This is a genomic window from Peptoniphilus obesi ph1 (assembly GCF_000311865.1).
GTDB lineage: Bacteria > Bacillota > Clostridia > Tissierellales > Peptoniphilaceae > Peptoniphilus_E > Peptoniphilus_E obesi.
Window position 1 is genome coordinate 73118 of the sequence record NZ_HE978582.1, and the last position, 7381, is coordinate 80498.

Below are 7381 nucleotides of genomic sequence, written 5' to 3' on the forward strand. Positions count from 1 at the left end.
TATGAGTTACTATGATTTGGTAAAAGATTATATGAAAGTAGAAGAATGTAAAAATAATAAGAAGTATTCAAGTGCGGGGCATACTTTTTGTTGGAATAAAGAAGATTTAACTTATGCAGAGGATATATATTGGTTTTATGAAGGAGATGGATTTATTATTGATATCCATGATTTTTATATCAAAGAAGAAATAATTCAAAATAGCACTTATAGTGTGGAAGACTATGTGTCAATTTACACAATCTACATAGTCAGCGCAAATGGAGAAAAATTTAATCCATATCAAACGCTTACTGCAAACTCTTTATGTACTTTTGATTTTGACAATATAAAAGATGACTTTCTGTTTTTATTACACGAAAACTCTTATTATCTTGCTGTATCTATAGGCTTTAAAAAAGAGCTTTTAGAGAAGCACCTATCAGCCATTAATATTGATCCGGAATCATTTTATAGTGCTTTACTTCAAACTAATCAAATAATACTTACAAAGTCTTTAGAAAAAGTGGCTATGGAAATTCTAAATTGTAAAATGGATGCCCCTGCCGCCGATTTTTTCTTTAAAGCCAAAGCAAATGAGTGGATAAGCATAGTAATAGATACCTACTTAAATAGAAAAAAATATAAAATAGAGTCTGACGATAGTAAAGCACTTGAAGATTTATCCAAGTTTTTAGATGATCATTTCGCCATGAATGTAAATCAGGAAACCCTTGAAAAAATATCTAAAATGAGCGGAACAAAATTAAAAAATCTGTTCAAAGAAAAATATGGTCAAAGCATTACAGAATACACTCAAAGAAAAAGAATGAATGTAGCTGAAACTCTTCTATTAAATACCAAACTTCCTATAAAGGAAATTGCTGAATCTGTTGGATACACATCCCATAGCAAATTTTCTATTTATTACAAAAGATACAAAGGAAAACTTCCTAGTGAAGTCCGTAGTTTAGCTTGCGAACATCACAATTTAAATTGTGATTGCTGTGATTAAACTAATTTTTTTATACGCCTTTATCTTATATGAATTTGCATGTATAGATATTTGTATAGGAGTGGTTCTTGTCTTGTTTTTTAGATATGCTCACATATTAGATTGAAGTTTCTTTCGCTTATATTTCCCTCTAACCTATCTTCATATAACTGTTCATGGCTTATATCTATTTCTGATAATTGGTTCTTTTTAAGCTACAGCCCCTTAAAACAAATAGCCAAGAAGTCGAATTGAACATTACAAGTTATGAATTTTTAGTTAAACCAAAACGGTCAGTAAATATGCTAAAATTAGGCTCACGAAAAAGAAGATTATAATTTTTGCAATCTGACTTTTCCCATTAAATCCAAAATTATCATACCCCTTAGCACCAACCGTCTCTGGGTAAACTTTAGTCGGCAATTTTAACTTGGTAAGCATGAGATAATCAAAAAAGATAATATCAAAAAGCTTATATCCTTCAAATAGTATTAAAAATCTAACAAAGGCTTGCTGAAAAGTTAAACTAAATTTTACTGTATCAACAATTGCCCAGCCTAGAACGGCTGCAATGGCTAGCAATCCAAGTATCATGATAAGTCCGCCGATTATATTGACCCAAATCGGTTTATCTGGCAACTTACTCATCATAACTTTGATATCATCAGGTGCGCCGAAATGCTTCGAGCCAAATTTTGGTATAATAAGTATAAAATTCATCATCATAATTGATGCTGTTAAGCAGATGATTGTTAACATACCAAGTGTTTTCATCAATTTAGTTTACCTCCTCTCTTGAAGTATAAACCATTTCGTAAATGGGAGCAATTTTTCTTAGTTGTGTCAACTAAATTCGTATAAATTTTCTTGCTAGTATTAGTGCTATACTTTTTTACAATTTATATAGTTATTTAAAATCTATAATCACAGATGTCTTCTTGTCAATGTCATTATACACATACAGGTCATGTATTAAGAAGTTTTGTAAATTCTCAAATAAATTACTCACAAAACTTTGGATTCCAATCTAAAAGATATTTACAAAATCATTGACAAGATATAAAAACACCCTATATAAAGATTACAATTCTAAAATTGTAAGTAAGCTATCACAAATTATACATTATTTCAATAAAATTTTAGAAACCCTTATTAAGATTTTCTTTGATCCCTTGTAAATCAAGTGTAAAGAACTATAAGAATTTAAATCTCTTTTTCAAATTCATCTTCAAAACTAATAATATCATTAGGAGTGCAAGATAGAGCCTTACATATTCTTTCTAAATTCTTAAATGTAATTGGTTTATCCTTGCCCATTTGTGCCATAACATTTGTTGTTAGTCCTGCCATAGCTATTACATCTGTTTTCTTTAATCCTTTTTTCGCTAACTGTATCCATAATGGTTTATAGTTAAGTGCCATAATATCCCTCTTTTTCTCTTCATTAGATTTATTTAATTATAGCATAAATATTGATTTCATTCAATCTTACATTGATTTAGTGTTTTGTTTTAGAGAATTTGTTGTGTTATTCCGTCCTTATTTTGCCATAAATTGCTTAATACCTTGAGATTTAGCACCAGGGTTATCATTACCATAACCTTCCATTAAGTTAATAACTCCCCATGCTCCTAAACCTGCACCAATTGCAGTTACAAGTGTCTTTAAAACTCCAACTCCAGCTGTAAAAAATTCCATATTATTCCTCCTCGTTTTCTTTCTTATTTTCTATTTTATTTAGTGATTTAACTATAAAATTCTTGTAGACCTTATCTCCTTTTTTGTTTTCTTTGAAATATCCAAAGACATGGATTAGATCTCCTTTATCTAATTCTTTTGCACGTTCGCTTTTTTCTCCGTAGACTGAACAATTTATATATTCTTTTCCTTTACCATATTTTTTAATGAGAGTAAAATTTGCTACATCTACTTTTTCTCCATCTCTTTCAAATTCTGATAATTCCACTTCTTTAACTAAATTTGCATTAATATTTATCATTTCTCTATCCATTAATTTCTTCTCCTTAATCTATAAATTTCAATTAAAAAAGCGACTGGATCTATTTATTTCCAATCGCTATACATTATTCCTTATTAAATTGTTCTAAGTAGGAGCTCTTATCCTTAACATCTTAACCTCCTAATTTTGAGTATAAAAAAAGCAGTAAACTTTATAATTACTGCTTTAATAAAATATCCTATATTATTAATCATTAAATGAACAATCTCGACAAATACCACCTACATCTTCTCGCCTATCCTTAAATCCCTTTCCACATTTAGAGCAAATAAATGCATAATCATTATTGTAATTCTCCTCTTCTAAATAAGAGTCATCGTAGTCTTCTTCATTTTTGTTTATAGAATCTTGATCTATCTGAATTTCAATTATTTCAATATCTGTATATTCTTTATCATTATTAATATAAAAAGAACCTTCTTCGATATCATCTTTATTAATTAATCTTGTGACATTAACTATGACACTTCCACTAAATTCTTGTTCTATTGGTGGTGATTGTATGACTTCTTTTGTATCATCATCACGTCCCCAATAATCAAAGGATACACAACTTAAATTTATTAAATATTCTAGCTCATAAGTTATACTAACAATCTCGTCTGTAAACTCTTCATAAGTATCTAATATCTCATTGAATTCACAATTATTTATATCTAATTCTTCAATACCCTCACTTCCAATAACATACGATTCTAGATAATAATAGTTGTTATTATAAATACTGTCAACTATATCATTAGAAATATCTTGTTTTACTCTTTCTACATATGACACATCTTTTCTATTTAAATCTACATAAACATTAAAATCATATCTATCATATACTTTTGAAGCGAAATTCTGAAACATTCCTGTTGTTAAAAATTCAATATTTACATTTGGATTTTTTTCTTTAAATTCACTTAATAATTTATCGTGAACTACTAAATTATCTTGACTATCCTTACTCCACCAGTCTTCTTTTATATCATTCGTAATAAAAATAATATCTTTTACTGATTTTTCAACTGGTAAATCTAATATCTCTTTCCAAACAAATAAATCTCCAAATTTTTCAACTCCATCTTTATTAATGTCCTCATATCCAGGCGGAATTTTATATTTATACCTAAGTTCACCCTCTCTAATAATTTTTAATTGTTCACTAAACCTTATCCTATTACCTATCCTATTATTTTTTTCTAAATATGAAATAAGATTATCTATATCTTTAATTATTTCAGGAGAATCTGTTGTTATTTCATCATATTCAATACCAACACTATTTTTATAAGATTTGATTATTTGTTTTAATTCAACTAACTTGTTATTTAAATCATTCTCCAAATTTTTTCTTCCAAAATAATTATATTTAGATGATTTAATCAAGACACTCTCTAAATTTTTTTGACTCCTTTCAATTACTCTTAGTAAATCTTTTTCAAAATTTTGATACTTTTTTTTCAATTGTCCGAATACGCTATATTTATTTTTATTAAATTCTTTATACACTTGATTCGGAATCCATATTAAATCCTTACACTCCTTGAAAATTTCTAATATGTTTTTGCTACTGTATAATGAATATCGAGCTAAGTCAAGTATTACATTTGTATCTAATACTATTATAGAGGTTTTTCTATTTATTATTTTTTTAAATTTTTCATAATTCAATTAAAGCACCAACCTTATTATTTAATTACATTCACAAAATTATTAAGTTTTTTCCATTTTCTAATCTTAGTCCTAAATGTTCCAAATGGTGCTACTGTATTTACATGGATAAATTTATATACTTCCCAAGTTGCAGTTTTTGTTGCTTCATCTGCCCATTTTCTCATATGTGGTTTAAATAATTCTTCCTCTGTAAGATTATCTATCAAAGAGTAAATATCTTCTATATTCTGTGATAGTTGTTCTTTTAATTCCTTTAACGATTTATGAGCATAGATATCTGTAAACCATTGATACAATTCTCCAAGTTGATTCCACTTAAATTTGTCAGATGGCGTTTTAACCTCAATTCCCTTTTTTTCATCTTCTTCCCATTTCAAAACTAAAGTTGTCCAACCTACTTGATAGGCAAGATTTTCAGCTGGTGTCCTATCAACTTGATCTACTCTTTTATCTTTTAATTCTTCTGGGATATTATCAAACTCTGAAATATATTTTCCAAAAGTTTTCTTTATCTCATTTTTTAATTCTTCCTTACTTTCATAAGACCTCATATGCCTACCTCCATGGTTTATATAGATATTATACCAAAAATATTTTTATCCTAGGCTTAATTCATAATCTTGTAATCAAACTGTTCCTGTTTATTTTTATTTTATCTCTATTTGTTAAATACTCTTCCACATCAAACAAGTTTTTCTTATCATAATCTTCCAACAACTTGTAATTCTTATGCTTTGTAATATCGAATTTATCAGATAGAAAAGGTCTTACTCCTCTTAACTGATAAATACACTTACCGCCATCCATTACAGTTATTTCATCTTGACTCATAAGTTCCTTGCCAGTTTTTTGGTAATTTAGACCAAAAGATTTTTGATTGGATCTTGTTTCTGATGTGTTATATAGGTCTATGGTTTCTTTTCCTAAGGTTTCTGATAATTCTTTTACTGTTGTTTTTTCTTTTCCTCCTAGAAAGAGTGTAGAGTCGCAGTTACCAACTATTGTATCTGCATGGTCTTTATAGATTGCCTTTAATTGAGATTGTGCTTGCAGTATTATGCTTGCCGATATTTCTCTTGAACGAATTGTTGCAATCAATTTTTCAAATTTAGGAATTAATCCTATATTTGCAAACTCATCAAGTAGACACCTAACATGAACTGGAAGTCTTCCACCATACACATCATCTGCCTTATCACATAGTAGATTAAATAATTGGGAATACATTATTGAGACTACAAAGTTAAAAGTATCGTCAGTATCTGATATTATTACGAACAAGGCAGTTTTCCTATCTCCAATTTTATCAAGCTCTAGTTCATCTTCGCTCATTAGTTCTCTAAGCTCTCTTATATCAAAAGGTGCAAGTCTTGCTCCACAAGATATTAGAATTGACTTAGCAGTTTTTCCTGTAACAACTTGTCAAGGACTTTCTAATCATTTTTATGAGGTTTTTTATCTTTTTCTCGCTCCATTTCTCTAAGCATTATCCTTTTCAATTTATCTTGCATGGTTTCAGTCGCATTTTCATTAAAATGGACAATAACCTCATAAGTTACTTTTCCAATCTTCTTTATAGTCTTTGTTCCTGTATTATGTTCATTTCTGTTTTCATTCATATTATTTTCCTCCTATTAGTTGCAATTAAAAAAGACGATAGAGTTTTATTTCTACCGCCTTTCGCAAGTCTTATAGCTATTCATTGAATAACGCTTTAGCATTTACATATTAAAGTTTCAAATCCTTATTGTTCAGCATTCCGCCAAACATCATATGATACATATCCTTGGAAGATTCCTCTATCTTTGTAATGCTTGATATTTTATTTCCTGCATCTTTTGATGAAGCTCCGCAAAGATAAAAGGCTTCATTTTCTGTTCCATAGTCAATAGCAATATACCTATCGTGATATTTTTTCCCTGCAACTTTCATCTTAAGATTGATATTAGGGTAATCTTTTCTAAAATCGTTTAGGATATTTTTTGTAAGCATATCCTTGTTTTTCACATTGTCGCTAAATACTATAACCTCAATATTGTCTTTTGCAGCCCTTAATAATTCCAAGGTTTTCAAACCTATATAGTTATCTATAACATAAATGCTTTCCTTTGCAGACTTATATATTTTTGTATAAGCAACATCTGCTTCAATCTTATCTCCATTCATTAAAAGGAAATGCTTGTAAGTGTCTGGATCTATAAAATTATCCATAACCTTTTTCAAATCTTCTTTTGTAGCCATTTGCAATTTTATTTCAGTTATATCCTTTGTATTTTGATTTGTCTGTACTGCTATTTGAACTAATTCTTTTGAACCGATAAAATCTTGGTTTTCAATGATAAAATCTTTCATTTGCTTAAATGTTCTAACTAAAGCTCTGCTTTGCTTAACAGCAAGTTCACCTCTTAATACAGTCATCAGCATATAAATACCTTGTTCTGTAAAGGCATAAGGATTGTATTTAATATTACTTCCTCTACCAGTCCCTCTGTTCAAGGTGAAATTTTTGCACCTTGAAAGTTCTACCATTTCTTCGTCCGTTAATTGGAACATGAAGTCTTCACCATCAAATTTTTCTGCGTTGTTTTTCACCTGTCTATTAAAGTTTTTAGTTTCATACCCATATATTTCGGCTAAATCTGAATCAAGCATTACTTTTTGCCCACGAATAAGATATATTTTTTCTTGTATAGTTTTATTATCCACAATAACTATCTCTTTATTTTCTT

At 28.8% G+C, this 7381-nt stretch carries 9 protein-coding genes and 1 pseudogene; 1 reads left to right on the forward strand and 9 read right to left on the reverse strand.

Features of this window, described 5'->3' with window-relative positions:
- Position 1 precedes the first annotated feature (1 nt).
- Positions 2 to 994, forward strand: a complete 993-nt coding sequence (locus tag HGPB_RS06200) for a helix-turn-helix domain-containing protein (protein WP_019132832.1) — start codon at positions 2 to 4, stop codon at positions 992 to 994.
- 258 nt (positions 995 to 1252) lie between these two features.
- Here HGPB_RS06200 and HGPB_RS06205 read toward each other — a convergent pair whose 3' ends face one another.
- The 9 genes and pseudogenes from HGPB_RS06205 to HGPB_RS06245 all read right to left on the reverse strand — a co-directional run.
- Positions 1253 to 1747, reverse strand: a complete 495-nt coding sequence (locus tag HGPB_RS06205; RefSeq protein ID WP_019132833.1) for a hypothetical protein — start codon at positions 1745 to 1747, stop codon at positions 1253 to 1255.
- A 429-nt stretch (positions 1748 to 2176) separates the two neighbouring features.
- Positions 2177 to 2395, reverse strand: a complete 219-nt coding sequence (locus HGPB_RS06210) for a helix-turn-helix domain-containing protein (protein WP_002839984.1) — start codon at positions 2393 to 2395, stop codon at positions 2177 to 2179.
- A gap of 117 nt (positions 2396 to 2512) precedes the next feature.
- Positions 2513 to 2671, reverse strand: a complete 159-nt coding sequence (locus tag HGPB_RS06215) for a Maff2 family mobile element protein (protein WP_004825242.1) — start codon at positions 2669 to 2671, stop codon at positions 2513 to 2515.
- Position 2672: 1 nt separating this feature from the next.
- The gene (locus tag HGPB_RS06220; protein ID WP_002839977.1) at positions 2673 to 2984 is read right to left on the reverse strand and encodes a single stranded DNA-binding domain-containing protein; all 312 of its coding nucleotides are present in this window, start codon (positions 2982 to 2984) and stop codon (positions 2673 to 2675) included.
- Between the two features lie 195 nt (positions 2985 to 3179).
- A complete protein-coding gene (locus HGPB_RS06225; RefSeq protein WP_019132834.1) occupies positions 3180 to 4649 on the reverse strand; it encodes a PIN-like domain-containing protein in 1470 nt (489 codons plus the stop codon).
- Positions 4650 to 4666: 17 nt separating this feature from the next.
- The gene (locus HGPB_RS06230; protein WP_019132835.1) at positions 4667 to 5203 is read right to left on the reverse strand and encodes a ClbS/DfsB family four-helix bundle protein; all 537 of its coding nucleotides are present in this window, start codon (positions 5201 to 5203) and stop codon (positions 4667 to 4669) included.
- 61 nt (positions 5204 to 5264) lie between these two features.
- A pseudogene (locus tag HGPB_RS06235) lies at positions 5265 to 6074 on the reverse strand (VirD4-like conjugal transfer protein, CD1115 family); the annotation flags it as partial.
- Between the two features lie 11 nt (positions 6075 to 6085).
- On the reverse strand, positions 6086 to 6271 hold the full coding sequence (locus HGPB_RS06240) for a transposon-encoded TnpW family protein (RefSeq protein WP_001005000.1): 186 nt from the start codon (positions 6269 to 6271) through the stop codon (positions 6086 to 6088).
- A gap of 109 nt (positions 6272 to 6380) precedes the next feature.
- A partial coding sequence (locus HGPB_RS06245) for an ORF6N domain-containing protein (protein ID WP_019132836.1) occupies positions 6381 to 7381 on the reverse strand: 1001 nt, incomplete at its 5' end.

Excerpts from the sequence above, each read along its gene's own strand:
- HGPB_RS06200 (WP_019132832.1), top strand. The coding sequence starts at position 2 with ATGAGTTACTATGATTTGGTAAAAGATTATATGAAAGTAGAAGAATGT.
- HGPB_RS06215 (WP_004825242.1), bottom strand. The coding sequence starts at position 2,671 with ATGGAATTTTTTACAGCTGGAGTTGGAGTTTTAAAGACACTTGTAACT.
- HGPB_RS06210 (WP_002839984.1), bottom strand. The coding sequence starts at position 2,395 with ATGGCACTTAACTATAAACCATTATGGATACAGTTAGCGAAAAAAGGA.
- HGPB_RS06240 (WP_001005000.1), bottom strand. The coding sequence starts at position 6,271 with ATGAATGAAAACAGAAATGAACATAATACAGGAACAAAGACTATAAAG.
- HGPB_RS06230 (WP_019132835.1), bottom strand. The coding sequence starts at position 5,203 with ATGAGGTCTTATGAAAGTAAGGAAGAATTAAAAAATGAGATAAAGAAA.
- HGPB_RS06220 (WP_002839977.1), bottom strand. The coding sequence starts at position 2,984 with ATGGATAGAGAAATGATAAATATTAATGCAAATTTAGTTAAAGAAGTG.
- HGPB_RS06205 (WP_019132833.1), bottom strand. The coding sequence starts at position 1,747 with ATGAAAACACTTGGTATGTTAACAATCATCTGCTTAACAGCATCAATT.